Source organism: Nocardiopsis mwathae, assembly GCF_014201195.1.
In the GTDB taxonomy this organism is placed as follows: Bacteria; Actinomycetota; Actinomycetes; order Streptosporangiales; family Streptosporangiaceae; genus Nocardiopsis_C; species Nocardiopsis_C mwathae.
Genome location: NZ_JACHDS010000001.1, coordinates 2,132,878 through 2,156,144 on the forward strand (window position 1 = coordinate 2,132,878; position 23,267 = coordinate 2,156,144).

24 protein-coding genes are annotated in these 23,267 nt (G+C 69.1%); 12 read left to right on the forward strand and 12 right to left on the reverse strand.

Going from position 1 to position 23,267, the window contains the following annotated elements:
• Positions 1-52 precede the first annotated feature (52 nt).
• Positions 53-1,114, reverse strand: a complete 1,062-nt coding sequence (gene bioB, locus HNR23_RS08940; protein WP_184074948.1) for a biotin synthase BioB — start codon at positions 1,112-1,114, stop codon at positions 53-55.
• A gap of 262 nt (positions 1,115-1,376) precedes the next feature.
• Between bioB and HNR23_RS08945 the strand changes: the two genes are divergently transcribed.
• Entirely contained in the window at positions 1,377-2,585 is a 1,209-nt protein-coding gene (locus HNR23_RS08945) for a cation:proton antiporter domain-containing protein (protein ID WP_184074949.1), read from the forward strand.
• Positions 2,586-2,658: 73 nt separating this feature from the next.
• Here the strand turns inward: HNR23_RS08945 and HNR23_RS08950 are convergent, their stop codons facing one another.
• Complete coding sequence (locus HNR23_RS08950; protein ID WP_184074950.1) at positions 2,659-3,222, reverse strand: TIGR03086 family metal-binding protein; 564 nt, start codon at positions 3,220-3,222, stop codon at positions 2,659-2,661.
• Between the two features lie 339 nt (positions 3,223-3,561).
• Between HNR23_RS08950 and HNR23_RS08955 the strand changes: the two genes are divergently transcribed.
• A complete protein-coding gene (locus HNR23_RS08955; protein ID WP_343070489.1) occupies positions 3,562-5,004 on the forward strand; it encodes a sugar porter family MFS transporter in 1,443 nt (480 codons plus the stop codon).
• Positions 5,005-5,074: 70 nt separating this feature from the next.
• Here the strand turns inward: HNR23_RS08955 and HNR23_RS08960 are convergent, their stop codons facing one another.
• The gene (locus tag HNR23_RS08960; RefSeq protein WP_184074952.1) at positions 5,075-5,380 is read right to left on the reverse strand and encodes a hypothetical protein; all 306 of its coding nucleotides are present in this window, start codon (positions 5,378-5,380) and stop codon (positions 5,075-5,077) included.
• Between the two features lie 112 nt (positions 5,381-5,492).
• Between HNR23_RS08960 and HNR23_RS08965 the strand changes: the two genes are divergently transcribed.
• Both HNR23_RS08965 and pabB read left to right on the forward strand, forming a co-directional pair.
• A complete protein-coding gene (locus HNR23_RS08965; protein ID WP_184074953.1) occupies positions 5,493-5,672 on the forward strand; it encodes a hypothetical protein in 180 nt (59 codons plus the stop codon).
• Positions 5,673-5,787: 115 nt separating this feature from the next.
• Positions 5,788-8,001, forward strand: a complete 2,214-nt coding sequence (gene pabB / locus HNR23_RS08970) for an aminodeoxychorismate synthase component I (protein WP_184074954.1) — start codon at positions 5,788-5,790, stop codon at positions 7,999-8,001.
• A gap of 16 nt (positions 8,002-8,017) precedes the next feature.
• Here the strand turns inward: pabB and HNR23_RS08975 are convergent, their stop codons facing one another.
• The 3 genes from HNR23_RS08975 to HNR23_RS08985 form a co-directional block, all read right to left on the reverse strand.
• Positions 8,018-8,290 (reverse strand): response regulator transcription factor, encoded by a 273-nt coding sequence (locus HNR23_RS08975; protein ID WP_184074955.1) that lies wholly within the window; start codon positions 8,288-8,290, stop codon positions 8,018-8,020.
• Between the two features lie 36 nt (positions 8,291-8,326).
• Positions 8,327-9,484, reverse strand: coding sequence for a sensor histidine kinase (locus HNR23_RS08980; protein WP_184074956.1), 1,158 nt, complete (start codon positions 9,482-9,484; stop codon positions 8,327-8,329).
• Between the two features lie 110 nt (positions 9,485-9,594).
• On the reverse strand, positions 9,595-10,407 hold the full coding sequence (locus HNR23_RS08985; protein ID WP_184074957.1) for a TetR/AcrR family transcriptional regulator C-terminal domain-containing protein: 813 nt from the start codon (positions 10,405-10,407) through the stop codon (positions 9,595-9,597).
• Between the two features lie 74 nt (positions 10,408-10,481).
• Between HNR23_RS08985 and HNR23_RS08990 the strand changes: the two genes are divergently transcribed.
• Positions 10,482-12,827: an ATP-binding cassette domain-containing protein gene (locus HNR23_RS08990; RefSeq protein WP_184074958.1), complete on the forward strand. Its 2,346-nt coding sequence runs from the start codon at positions 10,482-10,484 to the stop codon at positions 12,825-12,827.
• Between the two features lie 112 nt (positions 12,828-12,939).
• Entirely contained in the window at positions 12,940-13,314 is a 375-nt protein-coding gene (locus tag HNR23_RS08995; protein WP_184074959.1) for a VOC family protein, read from the forward strand.
• A 215-nt stretch (positions 13,315-13,529) separates the two neighbouring features.
• On the opposite strand, the gene erm is transcribed toward HNR23_RS08995, so the two are convergent.
• Positions 13,530-14,369 carry a 23S ribosomal RNA methyltransferase Erm gene (gene erm, locus HNR23_RS09000; protein WP_184074960.1) on the reverse strand — a complete coding sequence of 280 codons (840 nt, stop codon included), beginning with the start codon at positions 14,367-14,369 and terminating at the stop codon, positions 13,530-13,532.
• Between the two features lie 483 nt (positions 14,370-14,852).
• On the opposite strand from erm, the gene HNR23_RS09005 reads away from it, so the two are divergent.
• On the forward strand, positions 14,853-16,400 hold the full coding sequence (locus tag HNR23_RS09005; RefSeq protein ID WP_246421658.1) for an FAD-dependent oxidoreductase: 1,548 nt from the start codon (positions 14,853-14,855) through the stop codon (positions 16,398-16,400).
• A gap of 319 nt (positions 16,401-16,719) precedes the next feature.
• On the opposite strand, the gene HNR23_RS09010 is transcribed toward HNR23_RS09005, so the two are convergent.
• A complete protein-coding gene (locus HNR23_RS09010) occupies positions 16,720-17,187 on the reverse strand; it encodes an NUDIX hydrolase (protein ID WP_184074962.1) in 468 nt (155 codons plus the stop codon).
• A 440-nt stretch (positions 17,188-17,627) separates the two neighbouring features.
• On the opposite strand from HNR23_RS09010, the gene HNR23_RS09015 reads away from it, so the two are divergent.
• A complete protein-coding gene (locus HNR23_RS09015) occupies positions 17,628-17,960 on the forward strand; it encodes a GNAT family N-acetyltransferase (RefSeq protein ID WP_184074963.1) in 333 nt (110 codons plus the stop codon).
• A gap of 156 nt (positions 17,961-18,116) precedes the next feature.
• On the opposite strand, the gene HNR23_RS09020 is transcribed toward HNR23_RS09015, so the two are convergent.
• The gene (locus tag HNR23_RS09020; protein WP_184074964.1) at positions 18,117-18,368 is read right to left on the reverse strand and encodes a hypothetical protein; all 252 of its coding nucleotides are present in this window, start codon (positions 18,366-18,368) and stop codon (positions 18,117-18,119) included.
• A 190-nt stretch (positions 18,369-18,558) separates the two neighbouring features.
• Here HNR23_RS09020 and HNR23_RS09025 point away from each other — a divergent pair, with 190 nt between their 5' ends.
• Together HNR23_RS09025 and HNR23_RS09030 are read left to right on the forward strand one after the other, a co-directional pair.
• Entirely contained in the window at positions 18,559-19,419 is an 861-nt protein-coding gene (locus tag HNR23_RS09025; RefSeq protein WP_184074965.1) for a helix-turn-helix domain-containing protein, read from the forward strand.
• Complete coding sequence (locus HNR23_RS09030) at positions 19,416-19,661, forward strand: DUF397 domain-containing protein (RefSeq protein ID WP_184074966.1); 246 nt, start codon at positions 19,416-19,418, stop codon at positions 19,659-19,661. The genes HNR23_RS09025 and HNR23_RS09030 overlap by 4 nt, the downstream gene beginning before the upstream one ends.
• Positions 19,662-19,709: 48 nt before the next feature.
• On the opposite strand, the gene HNR23_RS09035 is transcribed toward HNR23_RS09030, so the two are convergent.
• From HNR23_RS09035 to tgmA, 3 genes are read right to left on the reverse strand one after another with little or no spacing between them, the layout of a single operon-like run.
• The gene (locus HNR23_RS09035; protein WP_184074967.1) at positions 19,710-20,915 is read right to left on the reverse strand and encodes a methyltransferase domain-containing protein; all 1,206 of its coding nucleotides are present in this window, start codon (positions 20,913-20,915) and stop codon (positions 19,710-19,712) included.
• On the reverse strand, positions 20,905-21,861 hold the full coding sequence (gene tgmB, locus HNR23_RS09040) for an ATP-grasp ribosomal peptide maturase (protein WP_184074968.1): 957 nt from the start codon (positions 21,859-21,861) through the stop codon (positions 20,905-20,907). The genes HNR23_RS09035 and tgmB overlap by 11 nt, the downstream gene beginning before the upstream one ends.
• Before the next feature lie 16 nt (positions 21,862-21,877).
• The gene (gene tgmA / locus HNR23_RS27440; RefSeq protein WP_184074969.1) at positions 21,878-22,138 is read right to left on the reverse strand and encodes a putative ATP-grasp-modified RiPP; all 261 of its coding nucleotides are present in this window, start codon (positions 22,136-22,138) and stop codon (positions 21,878-21,880) included.
• A gap of 356 nt (positions 22,139-22,494) precedes the next feature.
• Here tgmA and HNR23_RS09050 point away from each other — a divergent pair, with 356 nt between their 5' ends.
• Positions 22,495-22,767: a hypothetical protein gene (locus HNR23_RS09050; RefSeq protein ID WP_184074970.1), complete on the forward strand. Its 273-nt coding sequence runs from the start codon at positions 22,495-22,497 to the stop codon at positions 22,765-22,767.
• Complete coding sequence (locus HNR23_RS09055) at positions 22,748-23,266, forward strand: DUF6879 family protein (RefSeq protein ID WP_343070490.1); 519 nt, start codon at positions 22,748-22,750, stop codon at positions 23,264-23,266. The genes HNR23_RS09050 and HNR23_RS09055 overlap by 20 nt, the downstream gene beginning before the upstream one ends.
• Position 23,267: the final 1 nt, after the last annotated feature.

Here is a 23,267-nt window from a genome sequence, read left to right on the forward strand (position 1 = left end):
TGGCGGCTGGACCCGCCCCGTCCTCTGCCTCCCGACCCGGGGCCGCCGGGTGTCAGGCGTTGGGCGGCAGGTCGGTCCCGGCGCCCCGGTGGCGGGTCCTGACCAGATCGATCCGCTCCTCGGGCAGGGTCTGCTCGCCCGCGCCCTGAACGGTGAACCCCGCGTCGCGGATCATCTCCAGGTCGGCCTTGCCCTCCTGGCCCTCGCTGGTGAGGTAGTCGCCCAGGAAGATCGAGTTCACCACGTGCAGGGCGAGCGGCTGCAGGCCGCGCAGGTGGATCTCGCGGCCGGCGGCCAGCCGCACCTCGACATCGGGGAAGACCAGCCGCGCGGCCGCGAGGATGCGCAGGCAGCGCTGCGGCGTCAGGTTCCACTGCCCCGCCAGGGGGGTGCCCTCGAAGGGGATGAGGAAGTTGACCGGGACCGAGTCCGGGTCCAGCTCGCGCAGGGCGAACAGCGCGTCGACGAGGTCGTCGTCGCTCTCACCCATCCCCGCGATCAGTCCGGAACAGGGGGACAGCCCCGCCTGCTTGGCCTGCCGCACGGTGTCGACGCGGTCGTCGAAGGTGTGCGTGGTGCAGATGTCGGCGTAGCGCTCGCCGGAGGTGTTGAGGTTGTGGTTGTAGGCGTCGGCGCCGGCCTCGCGCAGGCGCTCGGCCTGCCCGTCGGACAGCAGGCCGAGGCAGGCGCACACCTCGACGCCGGGGTGCTCGGACTTGATCCGCTCGATGGTGGGGGCGAGCCGGTCGACATCGCGGTCGGTGGGGCCGCGGCCGCTGGCCACCAGGCAGACCCGCGAGGCCCCGGCCTGCACGCCGCAGGAGACGGCCTCGCTCGTCTGGTCGGGGCGCAGCCAGGTGTACTTGACGATGTCGGCGGAGGAGCCGAGCCGCTGGGAGCAGTAGGTGCAGTCCTCCGGGCACAGGCCGCTCTTGAGGTTCACCAGGTAGTTGAGCTTGACCCGGCGCTGGAAGAAGTGCCGCCGCACGCGGAAGACGGCGGCGACCAGTTCCAGCAGGTCGTCGTCGGAGCCGGTGAGCACGGAGAGCACGTCGTCCCGGGTGAGCGGTTCACGGCGCAGCGCCTTGTCCGCCATAGCGTCGAATTTCACCATGACGAAGATCATGGGGCACGGACGGGCTCCAGCACAGCCCCTGCCGACACCAAAGTTCCGCGCCGCCTCTTTGTGGACCTCGGCGGTGACTAGGGGTCGGTCGGGGTGGGGGAGCGCGCCCTCTCCCGGCGGATCGGGCCGCGGGGCGGTGTTACCGCTGGTGACGGAGGGTCCACCGAAAGGTCCGGTTCCGTGTGTCCTACGCTGCCGTGCGGTCCGCGGCTGCGTAGGGTGCCGCGGGGAGGGAAAAGGGGGGGAGCCCGTGGACGCGGAGATGGCCGACACGCTGCGCATCCTGATCATCATCCTGGCCGCCGCGGTGCTGGCACCGCTGATCAGCGACCAACTGGGCCGGTGGGTGGTGATCCCGGCCGTCGTGCTGGAGATCGCGCTGGGTATCGCTCTGGGGCCGGCGGGACTGGGGCTGATCCATGAGACCGAGATCGTCTCGGCGTTGGCCGGAATGGGCCTGGCGATGCTCATGTTCATGGCCGGCTACGAGATCGACTTCAACCGGGTGAAGGGGCGGCCGCTACGGCGGGCCACGCTGGCCTGGCTGTGCTCGCTGGCTCTGGGACTGGGGGCGGCCTGGACCGTCTTCGGTGCCTCGCAGACCACACTGGTCATCGGGCTGGCACTGACGACCACGGCGCTGGGCACGGTCCTGCCGATCCTGCGCGACGCGGGGGCGCTCAACACACCGTTCGGCACGCGGTTCCTGGCCTCGGGCACGGTGGGTGAGTTCGGCCCGATCGTGGTGATCGCCCTGTTGCTCAGCGGGTTCCGGCCGCTGGAGGGGACGGTGCTGCTGGTGGTGTTCTTCGCCGTCGCGGGCCTCGCGGCCTGGCGGGCCACCCGCCCGCGCTCGGAGCGGATCGGCCGGCTGATCCGGGCGACGCTGGGCACCAGCGCGCAGCTGGCGGTACGGCTGTGCCTTCTGATCATCGTCGGGATGGTGGGCCTCGCCGGCCTGCTGCAGCTCGACGTCCTCCTGGGCGCGTTCGCCGCGGGCATCATCGTGCGGCTGATGCTGATGACCAACCATCCCCAGGAGGTCCACGAGGTCGAGTCGAAGATGGAGGCGGTCGCCTTCGGGCTGTTCGTTCCGCTGTTCTTCGTCGTGACCGGCATGCGCTTCGACCTGCAGGCACTGGTGTCCGACCTCGGCGCGCTGCTGCTGGTGCCGCTGTTCCTGGCGCTGCTGCTGGTCGTGCGCGGGCTGCCGGAGCTGTGGCTGTCCCGCGACACGCTGGCGGGCCGCCAGCGCCCCGCGCTCGCGCTGTTCGCCGCCACGGCCCTGCCGCTTCTGGTGGTCCTGACGACCATCGGCGGTGAGATGGGGGCCGTCGAACCGGCCGTCGCCGCCGCGCTGGTCGGGGCGGGCATGCTCAGCGTGCTGGTGCTGCCCCTCATCGGGCTGCGGCTGTGGCGGGGCAGTGCGGCGCAGCAGAAGACGCCCACGACGGGGTGAGGCCGGCCTCCCCGCTGCGTCGTCTCTCGGTCCCGGGGCGGGCGGCCGCGGTGCGGCCGCCCGTTTCCGCCGGTCAGCCGCGGCGACCGGCCAGGGCGAGCAGGCGGGTCAGCGGGGCGGCGTTCTCGCCGACGTGGACCGGCGGTGCGAACAGCCCGTCCGCGCCCGCCATGCCCTCCTCGCCGACCCACTCCAGCAGGGCCTCGGTCAGCTCCGGGTCGATGCGCTCGTCCGCGCCGATGGCCCGGGCCAGGTCCCAGGCGTGCACGGCCAGGTCGAAGGTCATCTCCCAGAGGTAGACCGATCCGGGCGCGTCCCCGGCGGACAGGTGGACGGTGCGCTGCTGGGCACCGGGCTGCAGCCAGGCGGCGCGCGCCTCGCGTGCGGCCACCTCCCACACCGCCACGGGCTCCTCGCCCAGGACGTCGCCTTCGAAGCGGTCGCCGACCTCCGCCACCGGACTGCCCGCGAGCAGATGCGGCACCCACAGCTGCTCGCGGACGAGGTGGGCGACCAGGTCGTGCACGTCCCAGCTCGCGCACGGGGTGGGGTCGGCCCACTGCGTCGCCCGCATCCCGCGCACCCGCCGGTCGAACTCGGTCATGGCCCGGCCGTGCAGGTCCAGCAACTCGGGCATGGGTGTCACCCCGTCTGCGAATCGACATGTGTGTGACGGCGCTCACCTTCTACCCAACTACCCAACCAGGTGCGGGCCGTCGCTTCCACCCGACGCCCTCGGCACAGGGGGTTCCGGTTACCGAGCCGTAGCTTTTGTCGTGAATTGTTACCTAAGTCCCGTGATACGCGCCATAAGGATGTCCGATATGGTTCGTGATCGTAAATTTCCGTCGCATGGTTCATGTCCGAAGTGTGTCGGGGACACGGCCGCGCACCGGCCCGTGCCGATCATGGGCGGATCAGACGTTCGACGGGCCCGCCCGGCAGCGTGGCCGGACGGGTCCGACAAGGAGAGGCCGTGGCAACATCGGATCCGGCGGGAGCCAAATCCGCCGGTGAGCTGAACATCGTCCACGTCACGCTGATCGCCAGTGCGGCAGCGATGGGCGGTTTCCTCTTCGGCTATGACAGCTCGGTCATCAACGGCGCCGTCGACGCCATCCAGGACCACTTCCAGGTCACCGCCGCGATGACCGGATTCACGGTCGCGGCCGCCCTGCTGGGCTCGGCGCTGGGCGCGGGGCTGGCGGGCTCGCTGGCCGACCGGCTCGGCCGCATCCGCGTCATGCAGATCGCCGGCGTGCTCTTCGCGGTCAGCGCCATCGGCTCGGCCGTGCCCTTCTCCATCTTCGACCTCGCAGCCTGGCGGGTCGTGGGCGGTGTCGCGATCGGCATGGCCTCGGTGATCGCGCCGACCTACATCGCCGAAGTCTCCCCACCGGCCTACCGGGGCCGACTGGCCTCCCTGCAGCAGCTGGCGATCGTGCTCGGTATCGCCCTGTCCCAGCTGGTCAACTACCTGGTGGCGGGCGCGGCCGGCGGCAGCGCGCAGAACATGCTCGGCCCGCTGCAGGCCTGGCAGTGGATGCTGGGCGTGGAGATGGTGCCCGCGCTCGTGTACATCGCGCTGACGCTGACGATCCCCGAGTCGCCCCGCTACCTGGTGCGCATCGGACGCGACGACAAGGCCCGCCAGGTCCTGACCGAAGTCGAGGGCGGCGACGTCGACCGGCGGATCACCGAGATCCGGCAGGCTCTGGGCTCGGAGGTCCGGCCCCGGCTCCGCGACCTGAAGGGCGGCCGGTTCGGGCTGCTGCCGATCGTGTGGATCGGCATGGCGCTCTCGGCCTTCCAGCAACTGGTCGGCATCAATGTGGTCTTCTACTACTCGTCGTCACTGTGGCAGTCGGTCGGCGTCGATGAGAGCAACTCGCTGCTGCTCAGCCTGTTCACCTCGATCGTCAACATCATCGGCACGTTCATCGCCATCGGTCTGGTCGACCGGATCGGCCGCAAGCCGCTGCTGCTGATCGGCTCGGCGGGCATGGCCGTGTCGCTGGGCATGACGGGGTGGGCCTTCAGCCACGCCACCGTGGTCGGCGCATCGGCCTCCCTGGCCTTCGGCTGGGGCGTCGTCGCCCTCACCTCGGCCAGTGCGTTCGTCATGTTCTTCGCCCTGTCCTGGGGTGTGGTGACCTGGGTGCTGCTGGGCGAGATGTTCCCGCTGCGGATCCGCGCCGCGGCGATGGCCGTGGCCACCGCGACCCAGTGGCTGACCAACTGGCTGATCACGGTCTCCTTCCCGACCCTGCGGGACTGGAACCTGACCGGCACCTACATGATCTATACGCTTTTCGCCGTCCTGTCCCTCGTCTTCGTCTGGAAGTTCATCAGCGAGACCAAGGGCAAGACCCTGGAATCCATGGGCCAGGAAGCACCGGAAGAGGCGACCGCGAAATAGCCGGCTCCTGATTTCCACGGTGGCCGCCGCTCCGGGACACGGAGTGGCGGCCACCGCGCTTCGCGCCACGTCAGGCGGAGCGTCGTCCGGGTTCCCGCTGGAAGCGCCGCTTGAACTCGGCTTTCAGCGCCGCAGCCCGTTCGGGATCACGCTCAGGCCGCCTCTGCGCCTCCTCGACGGGGATCGCGCGAGCCGCGCGGTACTCGTAGTCTTCGTCGCCGGGGCGGAGGATGTCCGTGCCGCAGGCGATGGTCGCCGTGGCAGGATCAGCGAGACCGACCGGGACGTGGACGGATCCATCCGGATAGCGGACCGCGATCGCAGGCGTCGTACCATCGCCTTCTGGTTGTCTCGGATATCCGGCTCGTTCGTCCACGTGAGGGACTGTAGGTCGGCGACGCTGTCGGTGCGCCCGGAAGGATCAGAGTGTGTCGTGCGCCATATCCTGCCCGAATCCCCGTCTGCGGTTCCTGGACTCTGGAGCGGCCATGGACGACGAGCCCCTGCCCACAGTCTCCGAAACGGCGCATCGCGCAGAACGCAACGCCAACGCCAACGTGGCCGTAAGCGACGGTCTCGACGCCATCGACCGGGCACGAACGCGACGTGAACCGGTCGAGGACCCCACTGGAGAAGGAATGACCGGCGACCGAATGCAGGTCTCGTAGCGCTGCGGCGACGCCCTGCACGGGCCCGCCGGTGCATTGATCGCACCGCGGTCGTCCTGGCCGCCTCTGCGGCTTACCCTGGGACTTGCAACATCCGGGGGAGGAAGAGCGTGGGATGCGCGTACTGCTCGTGGACAACCACGACTCCTACACCTACAACCTGTTCCAGCTGATCGCCGGGGTCCTGGGCAGGGAACCCGTCGTCGTGACCAACGACGACCCGTGCTGGGACGGGATCGACCTGGGCGGGTTCGACGCCGCCGTCGTCTCTCCCGGTCCCGGGCGGCCGCAGCAGGCGCGGGATCTGGGGCGGGTGCCGCAGGTGCTGGCCGATCCGGAGCTGCCGGTGCTGGGGGTGTGCCTGGGGCACCAGGCCATCGCGCACTTCACCGACGAACCCGTGGTCTCCGCGCCGGTGCCGCGCCACGGGCACCTCAGCCCGATCCGGCACACCGGCACCGGCCTGTTCGCCGGAATCCCCCAGGGGTTCACCGCCGTCCGGTACCACTCCCTCGCGGTTCCCGACCCGCTGCAGGACCCCCTGACCGACGTGCTGACCGCGACGGCGTGGGCCGAGGACGACGTCGTCATGGGGCTGGAGCACCGCTCGCTGCCGCGCTGGGGCGTGCAGTTCCACCCCGAGTCGGTGGCGAGCGAGCACGGGCGGGAGCTCATCTCGAACTTCGCCGCGCTGGCCCGGTCCGCGCGACCGGCGGCCGTGCGTCTGACGCCGACGCGCACCGGCAAGCGCGAGGGGCGCGTCGAGGAAGTGTCCGAAACCCCCGGAGAAGGCCGCGCCGCACAGGTGACCGAAACCCGGGGTGGGAGATCTGGTGCCTCAGGACACCTGCCTGAGCTGGGGGGATGCGAGGCGCCGCTGTCCGAAACCCCGGCGGAGCCTTCGCGACCTCAATCCGGCGAGGTCCGATTCCGGGCCCTGCCCGAGGCCGTGGACACCGAACGCGCCTTCGCCCACCTCTACGCCGCCTCGCGCTACGCCTTCTGGCTCGACAGCAGCCGCGTGGGCGGGACGGCCCGGTTCTCCTTCCTCGGCGACACCGGCCCCGACGGCGAAGTGCTGACCTACCGGGTCGGGGACGGGGCCGTCACCGTCACCCGGGGCGGCGTCGAGCACCGCGAACCGGGGACCGTCTTCGACGCGCTGCGGCGCCGCGCGGCCGCCCGTCCCCACCACACCGCGCCCGGCCTCCCCTTCGACTTCGTCGGGGGATATGTCGGCTACTTCGGCTACGAGCTCAAGGCCGACTGCGGCGCCCGAGCCGCGCACCGCTCCGCCGTCCCCGACGCCATCTGGCTGCGCTGCACGCGCTTCGTGGCCGTCGACCACGCCGAGGGCCGCACCTACGCGGTGGCGGTCGGCGATGACCCGGCCGCGGACGAGGCCTGGCTGGAGGCGGCCACCCGCGAGCTCACCGACCTGCCGCCGCTAGAGGAACCGGCCCCCGTATCGGCCGCGGACGCCCCCGACCTTCAGGCGGCACTGGAACGCCGCCGCGAGGGCTACCTCACCGACGTCAAGGAAAGCCTGGGCCACCTCGTCGCCGGGGAGAGCTACGAAATCTGCCTGACCAACCGGCTGCGCCTCCCCGCACCCACCGACGACCTGGCCTACTACCGGAGGCTGCGGCGCAGCCGCCCCGCGCCGTATGCCGCGCTGCTGCGCCTGGGCGGCATCACCGTGCTCAGCGCGTCCCCCGAGCGGTTCCTGCGCGTGGACGCCGACGGCGTCGCCGACAGCCGCCCCATCAAGGGCACCGCGCCGCGCGGCGCCGACCCCGCCACCGACCGCCGGCTCGCCGATGAGCTGCGCACCGGTGCCAAGACGCGCGCGGAGAACCTGATGATCGTCGACCTGCTCCGCAACGACCTGGGCCGGGTCTGCGAGGTGGGCAGCGTCGAGGTCCCGGCGTTCATGTACACCGAGTCCCATGCGACCGTGCACCAGCTGGTCTCCACGGTGCGGGGGCGGCTGCGCTCCGATGTCCCGGCCGTCGACGCGGTGCGCGCCTGCTTCCCCGGCGGGTCCATGACCGGTGCGCCCAAGCTGCGCACGATGGAGATCATCGACGGGTTGGAGAACTCGGCGCGCGGCGTCTACTCCGGCGCCCTGGGCTTCGTCTCCTTCGGCGGGACGGCCGACCTGAGCATCGTGATCCGCACCGCGGTGCGCACCGGCGCCGGCCTGGAGATCGGCGCGGGCGGCGCCATCGTGCTGGACTCCGTCCCCGAGGACGAGTACGCCGAGATGCTGCTGAAGGCGGCGGTCCCGGCCGCCGGGCTCGGGGCCGGGGGGACCGGGGCTCGCTGAGGGTCGCGGTCGGCCGTTATGCCCGCAGGTAGGTGAGCACGGCCAAGACCCGCCGGTGCCGCTGGCCGCCGTGGGTGTTCAGCTGCAGCTTGGCGAAGATGCTGCGGATGTGTTTCTCCACCGCTCCGTGGCTGATCATCAGTTCCCGGTGGATGGCGGTGTTGGACATGCCCTGGGCCATCAGTCCGAGGACCTCGCGCTCCCTGGGGGTGAGCACGTCCAGGGCGCATTCGCCGCTGCTCCGGCGCACGCTCGGCACGCCGCGGTTCATCCGCTTGGGCAGAGTCATCGGTTCTCCTCCCGTCCGGGCCCCGGGGTGGGGCGGTCAGTCGCAGGGGACTTCGGCGACGATCAGCGTGGGGCCGCCGCGCGGGGAGTGCACGACGAGCTTGCCGCCGACCGCGTGCAGGCGCTCGCTGAGATCGGCCAGGCCGTGGCCCTTGGCGACCTGCGCGCCGCCGACGCCGTCGTCGCCGACCATCACGTTGAGCAGGCCGCCGGTGTGGCTGAGGGTGACGGTTCCCTTGGTGGCCCGGCTGTGCTCGGCCACGTTGATGAGGGCTTCGGCGGCGACGAAGTAGGCGAGGTTCTCGGCCGCGGCGGGGAAGCGCTCGGCGGTCTGCACGTCGAGTTCCACCGGGACGGTGCAGCGGTCGGCCAGCGCGGTCAGCGCGGGCCCCAGCCCGTGGTCGGTGAGCAGCGGGGGAGCGACGCCGCGCGAAAGTGCGCGCAGCTCGGCCAGGGTCTCGCGGGGTATGGCCGCCGCACCGCCCTGTCCGGCGGCGGGAACCGCCGCGACTCCCGCGGGTACCGCTTCGAGCCGCTGGGCCGGGGCGTCGGCGGCTTCGGCGTCGCCGATCCCGTTGACCGGGGTCAGCAGTCCCTGGCCCAGCGAGGCGGTGATCATCGCGCAGGCGCGCACGACGAAGGGGAGCATGAGTGCGAAAACGGCCCCGAGCAGGAAGTGGAAGACGATGGCGGTCAGGAGGCCCGCACCGAACCCGGTGAGTTCGGACAGGGGGACGTAGCCGGGGATCGCGTGCAGCGACCAGCCGTAGAGGGGGTAGAGGATGCCGTGCAGCACCACGGCCCACCAGACGACGGTGACGATGAAGGCCCCCACCTGCACAGGGGACTTGACGATGCCGTGGAGCAGGTCCATCCAGCTCTGGCCGCAGGTGAGCGGGTTGAGCGCCCTCCGGATGGGGCCGGCGCCCGCAGGCGGCCTCCGGTAGTGCGCCCGGGGGACCGGCCGGTCCAGCACCTCGCGCAGGCGGCTGCGCTCGATCTCGGCGAAGCCGCGTGCCATCAGCAGCGTCATGGAGAGGATGAACAGGCCGATGCCGACCACGGCGGTGCCGACGCCGGCGGAGAGCCCGGCCACCATCAGGGGGAACCCGATGAGGGCGAGAGGGAAGCCGACCAGCACGTAGCGGGTGTCGTCGCCGAGGCGGTGGAGGAGGGGATGGTCGAGAAGGTCCATGTCACCGACGCTATTGAGCCCGGCCGCCGCGATCACTCCCCTACGCACGCGTCCGGATGGTGGGGCTGGCCCCACCGCGGACCGGCGCCGCCCGGGACGGGCGCATCGGCTCAGTCGGCGGCAGGTGCCGCCCCCTCCGCGCGCCGCGCCGCCTCGATCCCGTCCAAGATGATCCCGAGCCCGGCCCGGAAGGTCTGGCGCGCCTCCTGTTCCAGGTAGGGAACGGTTTCGTCCTCGTTGCGGAAGGCCCCCTCGCGCTCCATGCGCGTCAGCATCGGGAAGCGCTCGGCGAAGTCGGGCGCGACCTCCTCCAGCAGGGGCGATCGGGTGAACCACCATTCGTCGTCGGACATCCCGGTCGCCGCTGCGGCCTGCCGTGCCTCGGCGGCGGTGCTCGCGATACCGCGCACGAAGTGGAACAGTGTCCCGACCACGCGCCGCAGGGCGGATGCCGGCAGCCCGGTTCCGCGGAGGATCCGCACCACCGTCTCCAGGACGACGTACTCGTTGGGGCCCAGTACCGGCCGCGCCTGGGACACCTGCAGGACCCAGGGGTGGCGCAGGTAGAAGTCCCACATGTCCCGTGCCCAGGCCGTCACGGCGGCTCGCCAGCCGTCGGAGTCGTCGTAGTCGGTCGGCAGTTCGACGAGCACCCGGTCGTACATCAGGTCGACCAGTTCGCTCTTGCTGGGGACGTAGGTGTAGAGGGCCATGGCCGTCTTACCGAGCCGTTCGCCCACGGCGCGCATGGACAGGGCCGCCATGCCCTCCTCGTCGGCGACGGCGACGGCCGTGTCGACGATCAGGTCCACGCTCAGTCCGGGTTTGGGGCCCGGGCCGGTCCGTGTCGTGCGCTGTTCCGATCCGCGCCACAGCAGCGCCATCGATCGGCGTGCGTCCCCCTGCCCGGCGAAGACGACCACTTGCAACTCCTTATGGAATAAACTAACGTGCTTCAGCTATCAGTTTACACCCTAAGGCTATCAGGAGAGGTTCCATGGTCCCCGCCCCCTCCCACCAGCGGCCCCAGACCGATTCGACCTCCATCGCGTCGGACGGGCAGCCGCGCGCCGCCGACGGCCACGACGTGATCGAGGTACGCGGCGCCCGCGAGAACAACCTGCGCAACGTGTCCGTGGACATCCCCAAGCGCCGCCTCACCGTCTTCACCGGCGTCTCCGGATCCGGAAAGTCCTCCCTGGTGTTCGGCACCGTCGCGGCGGAGTCGCAGCGGCTGATCAACGAGACCTACACCGCCTTCATCCAGTCCTTCATGGCCCCGGTCGGCCGCCCCGACGTCGACGCCCTACGCAACCTCAGCGCCGCGATCGTCGTCGACCAGGAGCGGATGGGAGCCAACTCCCGCTCCACACTCGGCACGGCCACCGACGCCCACGCGATGCTGCGGATCATCTTCAGCCGCATCGGCACCCCGCACATCGGCGCCTCGACCTGCTTCAGTTTCAACAGCGCCGAGGGCATGTGCCCGCGGTGCGAGGGGCTGGGCCGAGTGTCCGACATCGACGTCGCCCAGGTCGTCGACGTCGAGCGCTCACTCAACGACGGCGCGATCACCGCCCCCGGGTTCGCCGTGGGCTCGTGGTACTGGCAGGTCATGGTGCACTCCGGGTTCGTCGATCCCGACGCCAAGGTCGGTGACTTCACCCCGGACCAGTGGGAGGACTTCCTTTACAAGCCCCTCACGAAGGTCAAGACGGACCACGGCAACCTCACCTACGAGGGGCTCATCACCAAGGTCCGGCGGCTCTACCTGGCCAAGGACCGCGAGTCGATGCAGTCGCACATCCGGGAGTTCGTGGACCGTGCGGTCGCGTTCACCGCCTGCCGCGACTGCGGGGGCACCCGGCTCAACGCCGCCGCCCTGTCCTCGACCATCGGCGGATACGACATCGCCCAGTGCTCGGCGATGCAGATCAGCGACCTGGCCGCGTTCGTCCGGGGCATCGGTGACCCCTCGGTGGGGCCGCTGGTCGACACGCTCGGCGGCACACTGGACTCGCTGGTGGAGATCGGCCTGGGCTACCTGAGCCTGGACCGGGAATCGTCGACCCTGTCAGGGGGCGAGGCGCAGCGCGTGAAGATGGTCCGCCACCTCGGCTCCAGCCTCACCGACGTCACCTACGTGTTCGACGAACCCACCGTCGGCCTGCACCCGCACGACATCCAGCGCATGAACGACCTCCTGCTGCGCCTGCGCGACAAGGGCAACACCGTCCTGGTCGTCGAGCACAAGCCGGAGACCATCGAGATCGCCGACCACGTGGTCGACCTGGGGCCGGGCGCGGGCCGTTCCGGAGGACAGGTGTGCTTCACCGGAGATGTGGCCGGACTGCGCGCCTCCGGGTCGCTGACCGGACGCCACCTGGACCACCGCGCCCGCCTGCGCGATAAGGTCCGCGAACCCTACGGGCAGCTGCCCATCGCCGGTGCCGACCTGCACAATCTCAAGGACGTCAGCGTCGACATCCCGCTGGGCGTGCTGACCGTGGTCACCGGCGTCGCCGGGTCCGGCAAGAGCTCCCTGATCCACGGCTCGCTGCCCGGCCGGGAGGGCGTGGTCGTCGTCGACCAGTCGCCGATCCGCGGCTCCCGGCGCAGCAACCCGGCCACCTACACCGGGCTGCTCGACCCGATCCGCACCGCCTTCGCCCGCGCCAACAACGTCAAGGCGTCGCTGTTCAGCGCCAACTCCGCGGGCGCCTGCCCCAACTGCAGGGGCATCGGGCTCGTCTACACCGACCTGGCCATGATGGCCGGTGTCGCCACCATCTGCGAGGAGTGCGAGGGAAAGCGCTTCACCGCCGACGTCCTCACCTACCGCCTGCGCGGTAGGGACATCAGCCAGGTGCTGAACATGTCGGTGGCCGAGGCCCGCGACTTCTTCACCTCCGGGTCCGCCCGCACCATCCTCGACCGGCTCACCGACGTGGGCCTGGGCTACCTCGGCCTGGGCCAGCCGCTGACCACGCTGTCCGGCGGCGAACGGCAGCGGCTCAAGCTCGCCATCCGCATGGCCGAGAACGGCACCACCTACGTGCTCGACGAGCCGACCACCGGCCTGCACCTCGCCGACGTGGACCAGCTCCTGGAACTCCTCGACCGCCTCGTCGACCACGGCAACACCGTGATCGTCATCGAGCACCACCAGGCCGTCATGGCCCACGCCGACTGGATCATCGACCTGGGGCCGGGCGCGGGCGACGACGGCGGCCAGGTGGTCTTCACGGGCACCCCCGCCGACCTCGTCGACACGGGGGACACCCTCACCGCCCGCCACCTGCGCGCCTACGTCGGGGGGGAGGGACACCCGGCCCTAGGGTGACACGGTGTGGCCCGGGCCCGCCCACCATCCCCGAGCCGCCCCACCGCGTCGCGCTCGTGAGCCGATTCGAAGGGTTGGCCGCGTGCGGGTGCGGCCCCGTAGGGTGCCGACCATGGCTTGCCGAGTTTCCGAACTGGTCATCGAGTGCAAGGACCCACAAGGGCTCGCGGCGTTCTGGTGCGAAGTGCTGGGCTTCATCGTGCTCGATCCCGACGACGACGGCGCGGTCGAGATCGGACCACGAGGTGGCTTCGGCGGATCGCAGCCGACTCTGATCTTCAGCCCCGCCACCGACTCCGAGGCACGCAACCTGCGGCTGCACTTCGATGTCAACGCCACCGACCGCGATCAGGACGCCGAACTCGAACGTCTCCTGAAGCTCGGGGCGCGCCCGGCTGACATCGGCCGGACCGGTGAGGAGCCCCGGCATGTCCTGGCCGACCCCGAAGGCAACGTCTTCTGCCTCCTGCGAGCCCGCCTGAGCTGAGCATCGGCCCCTACCGGCAGCGGAGCGATTCTTCGCGCGGGCGGCGGGCCGGGGGCGCGGTGCACGTGCCGCCGCCGACCACCGGACGCTGCTTGTTGCCCCGGCCAGGGCAACAAGCAGCGTCCAGGACGTGCGGACGATGCCGGGGGCGGTCCTCCGACAGTGCGAGGAGCAGGATCAGGGAACGCTCGGTGCGCCCGGAGGAGGGGCGGCGGTCAGGCTGATCTCCGGTGCCTTCGTCCCGACCGCTCCGGCCCCCGCCGCCGCTGCGGCGCCGACGGGCCGGGCCGGGCGGTGAGCTGCCACAGCGCGGCCCACTGGTCGGCGGTGAGGCTCTTGGGCAGGGCCCGTGCGGGGAGGCTGTGCTCGCGCAGCCACCGGTCGAGTGTCCGGGCGTCGAGGCGTCCGGTGTGCAGCAGGATGTCGCGCAGGCCGCGGCCTCTGCCGGTGAAGACCTGGCGGACGAAGTCCTGGTAGGCCCGGCGGTCGGCGACCAGGGCGCGGTCGCGGCGGGTGATCGTGAGCAGCCCGCCGTCGACCGCGGGCATCGGGCGGAAGGCGCGGGCGGGGACGCGGGAGTGCAGGTCGAAGGAGTACCAGGGCCACCAGGCCGCGGTGAGCATGCTGGCCCCGCCCACTCCGGCCCGTCTGCGGGCGACTTCCCACTGCACCAGCAGGACGGCGTGCTGCCAGTTGTCGGCGGCCAGCAGGCGGCGCAGCAGTGCCGTGGTGAGGTGGAAGGGGACGTTGCCCACGACGGCGTGGGGGTGCCGGGGAAGGCGGAAGCGCAGGATGTCGTCGTTGACGACGGTGACGTTCGCCGACGCGCGGCGCTGGAGGCGCCGGGCCCGCCGGGGGTCGATCTCCACGGCGGTCAGTGGTCGGCCGGATCGGCTGATCGGGAGGGTCAGCGCGCCGTCACCCGCGCCGATCTCGACGATGGGTCCGGTGGTGCGGGCGACGAGGTCGGTGAAGGTCGCGATGACGGTGCGGTCGGCGAGGAAGTTCTGGCCGAGTTCGTGGCGTCCACCGTGGTGGGTGGCGTTGGCAGGCATGGGTGTGAAGCTCCGCGATGGGTGGTCGGAGCCGGGCAGCACGAAGCGGCCGCACCGGCGATGGTCCCGGATTGCGGCGGAGCCTGAGAAGGAAGAGTCGGAGGCCGCCGCCGCTAGGCGCGGCGGATCCGAATGAAGAAGGCGCAGTTCGCGCAGGTACCCATGGACATGGGGCGGACTGTAGCAGGACGCCGGCCCGGCACCCAACCGGTTTTCCGGGCAGGGCCGTCCGACCGAGGGCGAGAGCCGCAGGTCACCGACCCCCACAAAAGCAGCAGATCCAGCACTGCACCACGAAACAACATTTATCAAGATACGGATTCCATGCCCACCAGATCCGGTTGCATGGAATTCTTATCCGAATCCACCCCCCTCTGTTCGGGGTCAGGTTTTTCGTCGAGAATTCCCGTGCGACCCATTGCGCGGTGCCGGATCGGCATTCGCGGAATGGTCGTGTCCAGCCGAGGGGAAAGGCGCGAAGAATTGGACACGTGGGACCCGGCAGGTGTCAAGATCGAGCCCGGCCACATCAGGTACAAGCCGCTGAGCCGCGGATTCAACCCCAGATGGACGTCGACACCCGACTACATCCGGGTGGTGAGCACACCCGATGAGGCCCGCAACGCCCTGCGGGAGGCGGTCCGGGAGAGCGCGGATCCGGCACGCCGCCGAATCACCGTCCGTTCGGGCGGACACTGCTACGAGGACTTCGTCTGCTCACCGGACGTCCGCGTCATCATCGACGTGGGGCTGATGAACCGCATCTATCTCGACCCCGCCATGGACGCCGTGTGCGTGGAAGCCGGCGCCACCAACGGCGACCTCAACGGCAAGCTCGCCGGGAAGCTGGGGCTGCTGCTGCCCGGCGGGTCCTGCCCGGGGGTTGGCGTGGGCGGGCACATCTCGGGTGGTGGATTCGGCCTGTTCTCCCGCCAGCACGGGCTGACGGTCGACTACCTGTACGCGGTCGAGGTCGCCGTCGTCACGAGGAACAAGGAAGTCCGGCTGGTGACGGCGACCCGGGACGACGAGGGTGACCTCGGCGACCTGTGGTGGGCGCACACCGGCGGGGGAGGCGGCAACTTCGGAATCGTCACCCGCTACTGGTTCCGCGACCTGCCCAGCGTCCCCAGCGCCATCGTGCGCTCGGAGGCGGGATGGGCGTGGAAGAACCTCAGCGAATCGGATTTCCGGACGCTCGTGGGGAACTTCTGCTCGTTCTTCGACGAGCACCGCGGCGACACCAAGACGAAAAAGGACCCGTTCGCGGCGCTGTTCGGGATTCTGCTGCTGACGCACAATTCGCGAGCGAACATCGGCCTGATCGCGCACATCGACGCCGACGTACCTGATGCCGAGATCCGGGTGGCGGATTTCATCGCCGCGGTCGACGACGGCGTGGGGGCACCGCTGGCCGACCTGGAAGAGGACTACGGCGATCACCCCCTCCTCGTCGGGAGCAAGGACGCCACGGTCATCGGCTGGGAGCTGATGGAGAACCGGCCCCCGGTCCCGGTCAACCAGGAAGCGGGCAAGTACAAGTCGGCCTACATGCGCAAACCCCTGCCCGATGATCAGGTCACGGCGCTGTGGGAGGGCCTGCGCGAGCCGGTGAAGGGTGTGCGCAAGGCCGTGGTGCAGATCGACTCCTACGGCTCGGCCGTCAACCGGGTCGAGACCGGCGAGACCGCGGTCCCGCAGCGCGACTCGATCCTCAAACTCCAACACCAGGTGTACTGGCCGAACGACACCGACGGCAGCGACCACATCGACTGGCTGCGCAGGCTGTACAAGGACATGTACACCGACACCGGCGGTGTCCCGGTCTCCGACGAGACGACCGACGGCTGTTACATCAGCTATCCCGACGTCGACCTCAGCAGCGACGAATGGAACGAGTCAGGGGTCCCGTGGTCGACCCTGTACTACGGCGGCGACTACCCCCGCCTGCAGCAGGTCAAGGCGCGCTGGGACCCCAACAACGTGTTCTTCCACCAGCAGTCGATCGAGCCACTGCGCCCGGAGACCTGACCCCCGCCCCGTGGTGTCGGAAGCGAGGCGCGCCTCGCTTCCGACACCACGGGGCGCAGTGCGGCGCCCAGTCAGGGCAATGAACTGCTGTTTCGTTGCCCGAACCGGCTGGATCTACGCCCTAGCCGACCCCTTCTAGGCCATCGACCGTGGCGGATGTGCGGACGGTGAAGAACGACGCGCTGACCGAAGGCCCGCATCACTTCGGCATCGGCGTCCAGGGCGAGCCTTCAGGCATCTGCGGCGGCCTGGACCGACTCGGACGTCGTCCCAGCTGGACCAGGTCGCAAGGCTCGCACCGTGCTGACCAGGTGGGGGTTCACCCCAGGTAGATCCTGCCGACTTCGAGGGCATGGCTGATCCGCAGACGTTGGGTGCGGTGCATGGTCAGACTCGCCATATTGTCGGGAGAGATCCAGTGGACCTCGGTGGATTCCGCGCTCACGCGGAGGGTCCCCCCGATGGGGCGGGCCCGGAAGCAGATGTTGAACTGGCGCCTGACCTCGCCGTCGTCATAGGCAATGATGTGCCGAGGGTCGGTGTAAGTGCCGACAAGGCCCACGATCTCGACGTCGATGCCGGTCTCCTCCTTGACCTCCCGGACAGCGGCCGCAGGCAGGCTTTCCGTCTGCTCCATCGCCCCGCCTGGGAGAGCCCACAGTCCGTTGTCGGTCCTGCGCTGCATGAGCAGGCGCCCATCCCCATCGAACACAGCGGCACTAGCCGCGATGACCACACTGTTCGGTGTGGGGGCATCCGGATCATCGAAGAATTCGGTTCTGGCCATGGGGGAGGTCACCCTCTGAGATGGTCGGAAGTTTTCCACACGCTATCGAAACGTGAAGCATAGGCGCTGAACAGTCCACTTTCGGTGGTGCGCCGGAGGTGAAGGAATGGATTCCCGTAGGCATTAACTCCATATATGTGAGCGTTCACATACATTTCGTCATCCGCTCGGTAGATGGAATTATAGAGCGTCGTGGAATGTTGGGCCAGGCTCACCCCTGGAACGCCGATCAACGGTTTGTAGTGGAGCCGCGCAAGTCGACACCGCGACTCGATACTGTGGCCGAACTTCTCCTCCTCGCCGCGCAGGCGCACCGCCGTGCTGTTCGGGTCTCCTATCAGGATGCGGATTCGGCAGCCATGAGCGGCCCGGGCTCGTAAGAGATCGTTCCATTGAGGGATCTGCTCGTGTAGGAACACCGCCGGGAGCGGCCCGTCCCGGTGGGGGTAGCCCTGATCCACGCCGACCCGAGGCGTCGCAACGGCGAATACGTGACTGCGCTGGGGGAGTATCGCGGAAAAGGCATCGGCACCGAGGCGACGCGCCTCGTGCTCGACTATGCCTTCCATGTCACCAACCTGCGGTGCGTCTACCTGAGCGTCATCGAACCCAACACCGGGGCGATCCGCGCGTATGAGAAGGCGGGGTTCAGGCAGCAGGGCATCCGCCGCAACTCCAGCCAGTGGCTCGGCCAGACCGTCAACGAGGTTCTGATGGACGCAATCCCCGAGGATTGGGAAGGTCCCTCGCTCGTGGCTGAACAGCTTCGCTAGAGGGAACCCAAGCGGAGGTGATTCAGTTCGGTAGACGCCTGTGAACTTGGCTTTTACGCGGCTTCAGCGAGCAGCGCAAGCCGGACATCGGGTGGGGGCCAGGAACCGTCCTGGCCCCCACCCGATGTCGATAGCCGTTGATGAGCTCAGGAGCTCTCAGACCCAGACCAGCACTCCACCGATGCGTTCGGCGAACCGCTTCACGTCCTGGAGCTTGTGGATGCTGTTCTCCGAAACGGCCTGTGCCAGCCCGCCGCCGTCGGCGCATGCGACGCCGTAGTAGGCGTGCTCGGGGAGGTCGGTGTCCTCGTCGTAGACGTCGACGAAGAACGCCCGCAGCGGCGGAGGAGTGCCCGACTCGGCGTCGGCATGGTAGACAGACTCTGAATCGAAGCAGTGGTCGTCCATGAGGGGACCCTCTCGGTTCGAGGCCCGAGCGGTCGGTTTCCTAGGCCACGCCGCTCGGGCCGCCTGTGTTCTTGTACTGGTTCGCCTGCGCATTCCCGATTTGTGTGACGCGCGTCTCACCTGCTGTTAGATTAGGGCACAGATGGTGCTCTCACAATCGTTCATATGAAAATCTGTGGAGGAACCTCCGATGGCGGTGGGACGGCCTAAGCGGGTGACGCTGCGGGGACGGTGGCTCGGCCAGCGACTCCGCGAACTCCGGGACGAGAACCGGATGAAGGTCGACGAGGTGGGGGACTACCTCCAGCGCAGCTCGGGAACGATCAGCCGCTTTGAGAGTGGGCTGTACCCGATCCGCCGCGCCGAAGTGGTCGCGCTATTGGACCTGTACTGCGTCAACGATGCGAAGCAGCGAGAGAACCTGTTGCGCATCGCTGACGACGTCTGGCAGACAGGATGGTGGGACGGCTACGCAGGCGACGTCTCAGGCTGGCTTGTGGACTTCGTATGGCTGGAGAGCCTCGCCACGGAACATCGGCTCTTCGAGCCCTGCGCCCTGCCTGGCCTGCTGCAGACCGAGCAGTACGCGCGAGCACTGATGATGGCCGATGATCCCTCGGCCTCGAAGGAACAGTTCGACCGATGGATCGAGCTGCGCATGGAACGCCAACGCCTGCTGGACCGCGACACCCCACCGTGTCTCGACGTTGTGGTGGACGAGGCCGTTCTGAGGCGCAGGGTCGGGGGCTCCCGCATCATGCGGGCGCAGCTCCGTCACGTGCTGGACGTCATGGATCATCCAGCGGTCACCTTCCGGGTGCTCCCCTTTTCGATCGGTGCACACGCGGGCGCGGTCGGCTCGTTCAACATCTTCGAGATGGCGGAACCCTATTCGGAGGTTGCGTATGTGGAGACCGTGAAGGGCGGGCTCTACATCGAATCACCCGATACACGCCCAATCGTGGATAGATACGATCGGTTGAGGGAAGCCTCGTTGGACTGCGAGGCTTCCGCCGAACTTATCTCGGCGCTGATCAAGGAGCTGTCGTGAATACCGATCTGACGTGCCAGGAGTTGGACCCGCGGGATCTGACCGACGTCGCATGGCACATCAGCACGTTTAGTAAGAACGCCGGCGGCAACTGCGTCGAAGCGGGTCCACTCGGTGACGGCAGCGGCCGTGTGGTGGTGCGGCACAGCCATCACCCCGAGGGCGCGGTGATCGTCTACACCCGCCAGGAGTGGGAGGCCTTCACCGCCGGGGTCCGCTCCGGCGAGTTCGACTTCGAGTGACTCCGACGTGAGAAGCCCCGGCCGATGGCCGGGGCTTCTCACGTCGTCTTAGGCGGGGAGGTCCCATCCGGGTCCGTCCAGGGTGCCTAACCACACCCGATGCGCTCCGTCACCGCCGACGGTCAGCCCGAACTTGGAACGGTCCGGGCGCCCCAGCGCCGCCCATGTCCGGTAGGTTCCGGTGACCTCCTCGTACAGCTTCCTCGGGCCGCCCTGCCGCACGCGCACACCGTCGGCTCCGACGACGGTGAACGCCCATGACCCGTCCGGGGCGAGCACCCACCGCTCGTCGGGTGCGTCCGGATAGCTCAGCCTCAGCTCGTCGACGCCTGGGCACAGCAGCGCGGCGAGGAACCGGGCTTCCGGGTGGCCGAGAACTTCGGCCAGGTCCAGATCGACCTCGTCGGCGTCGGCCCTGTCAGCGTCGTCGGCTACCTGCTGGAAGACCTGGTAGGCCGATGGTGATCCATGGTTTCGGGTGGGCATGAATCCACCCGGCTGCTGGAGGAACCGGCCGCTCGCCTTGTCACCTGTGGCGACCAGGCGGGCGAGGGCGCCTCCGCCCAATGGCCGGTGAAGGTTGGCGAGAATAACCCCCTCGTCGGCGAGCTGCGCCACCCAGGCGCAGGGGATGCGAGGGAAAGATGCGGTCGCGATGATGCGGTCGAAGGGGGCGCACTCGGGCCACCCATCGGCGGCGTCTGCGTCACGGCAGGCGGGGCGGTAGCCCGCCAAGGCAAGGGTGTCAGCCGCCTGCGAGACCAGGACCGGATCGATGTCGATCGTGGCGACACGGGATTCGTCGGTGCGGTGGCACAGCAACGCCGCGTTGTACCCGGTTCCGGTCCCCGCTTCCAGGACGCGGTGCCCCTGGTGCACATCGAGTGCGCCGAGCATGTGCGCGATGAGCGACGGCTGTGAGCTCGTGCACGTCATCGCCGCCGCGTCCACCCGTCCCGCGCTCAAGGCCTGGTCCCACAGGCCGGGGTCGCCGTCCAGCTGGGTGATGCAGATGTCATCGGCGTAGACGTGCTCCAGCCACCTGGTGCGTGAGCCCGGGGTGGTTCCATCCAAAGGGGTATAGGCGCCATCGGGATCCGGGATGAAGATGCGCGGCACGAACGGGTGGCGGGGAACCGCCATGAAGGCGGGTCGCCAGTCGGCGGCCAGCGCGCCGGACGCGGTAAGGCGGTCGGCGAGGCGTGTTCGCAAGCAGCGGGCCTGAGCGGTGTCATGGGAGTAGTCAGCGATCATCAGGAGGCCCTTCTGTCAGTGCGGTGGCGATCGCATGAGCGTTGTCCGGGGCGGCTTGGGCGATCCATGCCCACTGCCCGTTCGGGTTGATCTCCAGGAACACCCACTCGCCCTCAGGAGTGACAAGGAAGTCCAGGGCGCCGAAACGCAGGTCCAACGTGCGCAGCAGCCGCCGTACCCCCTCGGCCACCCGTTCTGGAACGTCTGCGGGCTGGTACTCCAGAGCGTCATAGTCGGTGCGCCAGTCCACGTGCGTCTCGTCGGTGGCCGCATGGATCTCCGTGGCGAATAGGCGGTCGTCAACGGCCGTGAGCCGAACGGCATGCGTGTGTTCCACCCATTCCTGCACCATGTGTGCGGTCAACCCGATCGCCTCGTCGGCAAGGTCCTCGGCCGTGACGCGCCTGGCGAACAGCAGGTGTCGCACGGTCCCATCGTCGGCCAGCGGGAGCGCGGACATCGGCTTGTACACCACATCCCCCACCTGCTGGGCGAACTCCTCGGCGTCCGCACTGACGTTCGTGATCAGGGTGTGCGGAACGCGCAGCCCACACGTCGTCGCGGTGGAGAGCTGGACGGGCTTGTACTCGGCCGCTGCGATCCGGGCGGGGTGGTTGAGCCAGCGCGGGAGTGCGGCCAGTGTTCCGAGGAAGCCGATCTTCGCCTCCATGCACGCCCACCTTCGATGCTGGTGGGCCATCCCTTCAGGAAACCTGTACTCCGAGGGTCGCCGGTAGTAGATACCGGTGATATCCGACAGGTCGATGTGGCGTCGAGTGGTGCGTATGGTGCCGGCCCATGCGCCCGACAGCTCCGCCGTGAACGAGAGGTTCATGGGGAAGTCGGCGGTGTCGCAGCGCAGGACCGGCGTCCCGCGCCGGTTCAGTTCCTCGATGACTCGGTCTGCCGTCGGATCGATGTCGTTGGTTACGACGAGAACCGGCACGGTGTCCTCACAGCCCTCACATCTGCCCGACGTCGGTGTCGTCGTCGGAACTCTGCCGGTCCTGGGAGTTGGTGGACGTCTTCGTCTGTCCGCTGCGGCGGCTCATCATCGGCACGTCCGCGCCGTCCACGCGGACCATCGCGATCTGCCGGTCAGGGTCGAGGTAAGCGCGCCGCGTCTCGTCGGTGACGTCGGTGTCCTCGGGCACGGGGCACGCGAAGCGAGCCCCGAACGGAACGGTTGCGGTTGCGCCGAGTTCGGACTTGTCAATGCTCACGAAACGAGTCCTTTCATTCGGCGGCCGGGGCGCGGGAGCGCCGACCGAGTCGGAAATGCCTCTTCCTCTCCTCGATGTCTGAGGGGAGGTGGGCGGCCAGCTGGCCGCCCCGCACCGTTGACCGTAGAGAGAATCCGATGGTCGGCTCAATCAAGTTGCACGAGATTGCACAGAATCAGCCGCATGCTTCGGCCGTCGCTGGTCAGCGACGATGTGGCCGGTGCACGCTCCGCCCGCGTTCGTGTCTCCGAGCGGCGTCACCGGATACCTGGAGGCGAAGCCGGCATATTGCGCTCGTCGGCGATAGGGGCAAGGCTCGTGCACGCTGGCGCACTCCACTGACAGCGGGAGCGATAGTGGACCTAGAGTTTCTCGGGATCATCCCTGACACGCCGACCGACGAGTCCCCGACGATCTGGCGCGACACCCAGACAGGAGACCTCCTGATCCAGTCGTACAAGGCGACCGAGGACGAAGTGAAGAAATGCCAGGAGGCGGGTTCGATCCCCGGACACTCCACGAACGTCCCTGACCACGAGACGATCATCCGGCTCCCGGCGGTCATGCTCCAATACATCCCCCGACCGGACGACGACGGAGAGGCTGGACGTGCAACCACCCGCGCGTAACGCACTGGCGCGAGCCAAGCGCTCGGCGGTGCACCTTGAAATGCGTGACTCCTACATGCTCGACGACCCTGGGTTCCTCGCCTGGCAGCAGGGCCAACGCCTTGACCCGGATGACCGATCCTCATGGTGGGGCGGCTGGCATGAAGCGGTGCGCGATGCCGTCGACCGGGGAGTGCAGGTTCGGCGGGCCCGCATCGTCTCCGAGCCGATCAGCGACTATGTGCGCTACGAGTACGATGCGACGTTCACCAACCTCGCGGCCGGAGAGTCGGTTCGCTGGCTCCCCAGGCGCCAGACCACGGACCTGGCGTTGCCCGGCACGGACTTTTGGGTCTTCGATGACACCCGGGCGCTCTTCCACCATTTCACTGGCGACGGGCAGTTGGCCGAGGACGGGCGAGAGTACGCGAACGATTCCCACCGAGTGAAGCTGTGCGTGGACGCCTTTGAGGCGGTGTGGCATCGCGCGATCCCCCACGAGGAGTACCGACCCCGTTGAC

Bases quoted from the DNA above. Each gene is read 5' to 3' on its own strand.
- pabB (WP_184074954.1), top strand. From the start codon at position 5,788: ATGCGCGTACTGCTCGTGGACAACCACGACTCCTACACCTACAACCTG.
- HNR23_RS09020 (WP_184074964.1), bottom strand. From the start codon at position 18,368: ATGGACGACCACTGCTTCGATTCAGAGTCTGTCTACCATGCCGACGCC.
- HNR23_RS08980 (WP_184074956.1), bottom strand. From the start codon at position 9,484: ATGGACCTTCTCGACCATCCCCTCCTCCACCGCCTCGGCGACGACACC.
- HNR23_RS09025 (WP_184074965.1), top strand. From the start codon at position 18,559: ATGGCGGTGGGACGGCCTAAGCGGGTGACGCTGCGGGGACGGTGGCTC.
- erm (WP_184074960.1), bottom strand. From the start codon at position 14,369: ATGCCTGCCAACGCCACCCACCACGGTGGACGCCACGAACTCGGCCAG.
- HNR23_RS08965 (WP_184074953.1), top strand. From the start codon at position 5,493: ATGGACGACGAGCCCCTGCCCACAGTCTCCGAAACGGCGCATCGCGCA.
- HNR23_RS09035 (WP_184074967.1), bottom strand. From the start codon at position 20,915: ATGATCGCTGACTACTCCCATGACACCGCTCAGGCCCGCTGCTTGCGA.
- HNR23_RS08950 (WP_184074950.1), bottom strand. From the start codon at position 3,222: ATGCCCGAGTTGCTGGACCTGCACGGCCGGGCCATGACCGAGTTCGAC.
- bioB (WP_184074948.1), bottom strand. From the start codon at position 1,114: ATGGTGAAATTCGACGCTATGGCGGACAAGGCGCTGCGCCGTGAACCG.
- HNR23_RS08995 (WP_184074959.1), top strand. From the start codon at position 12,940: ATGGCTTGCCGAGTTTCCGAACTGGTCATCGAGTGCAAGGACCCACAA.
- HNR23_RS08975 (WP_184074955.1), bottom strand. From the start codon at position 8,290: ATGACTCTGCCCAAGCGGATGAACCGCGGCGTGCCGAGCGTGCGCCGG.
- HNR23_RS08990 (WP_184074958.1), top strand. From the start codon at position 10,482: ATGGTCCCCGCCCCCTCCCACCAGCGGCCCCAGACCGATTCGACCTCC.
- HNR23_RS09010 (WP_184074962.1), bottom strand. From the start codon at position 17,187: ATGGCCAGAACCGAATTCTTCGATGATCCGGATGCCCCCACACCGAAC.